Genomic DNA, 2205 nt, shown 5'->3' on the forward strand with positions numbered 1-2205 from the left:
CCAGATTTTCCTCGGCGGTGATGGGTTCGCCGCAGGCGATACGTCCCACCAGAGGGACAGATTCCATCTCGGGAAGAGGCGTGAAACCAGGAGGAATCATGTCAGCATCCGACTTACCTAAAAGATAATCTATTGTCGTTTCAAAAAAGCGGGACAATTTTATAAGGGTCTCAGAGTTCGGTTCTCTGGTTCCTTTTTCATAGTTCACATAGGTTGTATAGGGCATTTCGAGCCTGGAGGCCGCTTCTTTCATCGACAGTCCCATCTTAACACGCAGTTCCGCAATACGATTCATGATACACCTCCGTTGATATTCTAAGTATTACACAATTTGAGTAATAAGTCAATTGAGAATACCCGAATTGGCAACATGCACAAAAGAGAATGTCCCAATTTGGGTATTCTTTTACTTTACAAATACTCGTTTTGGGTATATTATAATTGCAGTTACTCGAAACGAGTAATCAGAGGAGGTGAACAGGTTGCCGTATCCCAATATCAATGCTGAGCGCGTGCGCAACGGGATGACAATGGAAACGCTTGCCACAAATCTGGGAGTGACGCGAAAAACGGTTTACAACTGGATGGTACATGGGAACATCCCCCAAACGAAGTTGGAAGCCATGTCGGAAATGTTCCATTGTTCGATTGAGTATTTACTGCAGGGGAAGGACTGAAAACGAGTTTGTTTCCTAAACCATCCCATAGTCTGTACTTCAAGGAGGTGAACGGGATGCGCGACTTCTTCAAAGAGAACTGGCTAACCATTGTATTAGCCTCGGCAACGACCATTGCAGTCCGGTTATTGTTAGGGTTGTGATGACGCTGACCACGATCGGGAGCCATAGGGATTTCAGGGACAGCCAAAAGCAACGGTCCGCCAGATAAGCCTGGTATACCCGGTACAACTCCGACACGCAATAAGTGTCTGTGGGTATCGGTCGATTGAACGGGTCGGTGCCTTTGGTGTCCGCAACGACAAGCCCCATCTCGAGAAGAGGCCCGACCACTTCCTTGCTCAGTTTTACATGTGGTCGCCGGTCGATCCGTTTGAGAAGTTTCCGCTCTGGCTTTGTAAGGAAGATCCGTTCACACTGTTGTTTTCTATCCATTTTTGACGTGCCCCCTTTTGCCCATTGTATCACTGGGGCGGGGGCCACCGCAAGGAGGTGAGACTTATGCCCGAGAAAGCAAAAGTTCAAGAGGTGCAGGCCATGGTGGATAATCTCCACATCTTGCCTGAGGCCATCCAGCAGCGTGTGCTGGGGATAGTCGAGGGGTTTGATTTGGCGCGAAAGACCACCGAAAACGCGGAATCCAAAGACGACAAGGGAGCGTGACGAGGTGCAGCATTCCGCAACCCAATGTGTCCCATAGTACGGACTGCAAGGAGGTGACCTCTACATGACCTACTTTATCGCATACGTCAAATCGCGCGGCATGAAACTGCAAGATTTGGCTGAGAGCCTGGGCTTATCCGGCACGGCGCTTTCTAAGCGCATCCACGGGCGCACGCCCTGGACATTTCGGGAAGCGCAGCAGGCTTGCGCAGTGCTGGGCATGAGCCTGGACACATTTTCGGGATATTTCCCACTGGAGGTATAACCATGACGCAAAAAAAGATGACCGCCCCGGTGCTGGCACACCGGGACGGCCGAGAAAAGGAGCATTGGATGGTGCTCACGACTATTTTACCCCTACTTCGCGCCGCCGTCAAGTTCGCGGCCACGATGTTGGCGGTCTACCTTCTGGCGGCGGTGGCCGCCCTCAATATCCCGGCGCTGATCGGCGCGATGCTGGTGCTCAACGCTTTGCTGGGCCTGTGGTTCGCGCTGGAGGAGGTGCCCGTATGAACATGCGAGGTATCGTCATCGACCCCGGCAAAGCGCCGGAGATCTGCAAGCTGCCGAACGACAGCCAAGGTCTGGAACGCTGGCTGGGCGGGCCGGTGCATATGCGGCCGTTCGGCCAGCACCCCGCCGCACCGTTGCACACAAATGCTGCCGGGCAGGACCTCCCGAACCGGCATTATCTCGACCGCTGGTACTACGGCCGACTTATCATCGTTGGTTATAAAAACTGTCGGCTGATGCCGCTGCCACAGGAACTGGCGGAACAGTTGGCGGAACAGTTCGCGCCCGTGGAGGTGGCCCGCTTATGATCTACGAAAAAATAGAAGCCGCCTACCGCTACGGCCGCCCGGAC

At 53.2% G+C, this 2205-nt stretch carries 6 protein-coding genes; 5 read left to right on the forward strand and 1 reads right to left on the reverse strand.

Translation table 11 applies throughout. From position 1 onward, the window contains the following. The coding region (locus Q0526_RS01770; RefSeq protein WP_298730267.1) for an XRE family transcriptional regulator at window positions 1–295 on the reverse strand (295 nt) is incomplete at its 3' end. A gap of 187 nt (window positions 296–482) precedes the next feature. Here Q0526_RS01770 and Q0526_RS01775 point away from each other — a divergent pair. The 5 genes from Q0526_RS01775 to Q0526_RS01795 all read left to right on the forward strand — a co-directional run bounded on the left by Q0526_RS01775 (window position 483) and on the right by Q0526_RS01795 (window position 2161). Then, the gene (locus tag Q0526_RS01775; protein WP_295340045.1) at window positions 483–677 is read left to right on the forward strand and encodes a helix-turn-helix transcriptional regulator; all 195 of its coding nucleotides are present in this window, start codon (window positions 483–485) and stop codon (window positions 675–677) included. A 501-nt stretch (window positions 678–1178) separates the two neighbouring features. Further along, window positions 1179–1340 (forward strand): hypothetical protein, encoded by a 162-nt coding sequence (locus Q0526_RS01780; protein WP_298730268.1) that lies wholly within the window; start codon window positions 1179–1181, stop codon window positions 1338–1340. A gap of 64 nt (window positions 1341–1404) precedes the next feature. Further along, on the forward strand, window positions 1405–1605 hold the full coding sequence (locus Q0526_RS01785) for a helix-turn-helix transcriptional regulator (RefSeq protein ID WP_298730269.1): 201 nt from the start codon (window positions 1405–1407) through the stop codon (window positions 1603–1605). A 2-nt stretch (window positions 1606–1607) separates the two neighbouring features. Then, window positions 1608–1853: a hypothetical protein gene (locus Q0526_RS01790; RefSeq protein WP_298730271.1), complete on the forward strand. Its 246-nt coding sequence runs from the start codon at window positions 1608–1610 to the stop codon at window positions 1851–1853. Further along, a complete protein-coding gene (locus Q0526_RS01795; protein ID WP_298730273.1) occupies window positions 1850–2161 on the forward strand; it encodes a hypothetical protein in 312 nt (103 codons plus the stop codon). Before Q0526_RS01790 ends, Q0526_RS01795 begins: the two co-directional genes overlap by 4 nt. Window positions 2162–2205 lie beyond the last annotated feature (44 nt).

The organism is uncultured Subdoligranulum sp., from assembly GCF_937890665.1.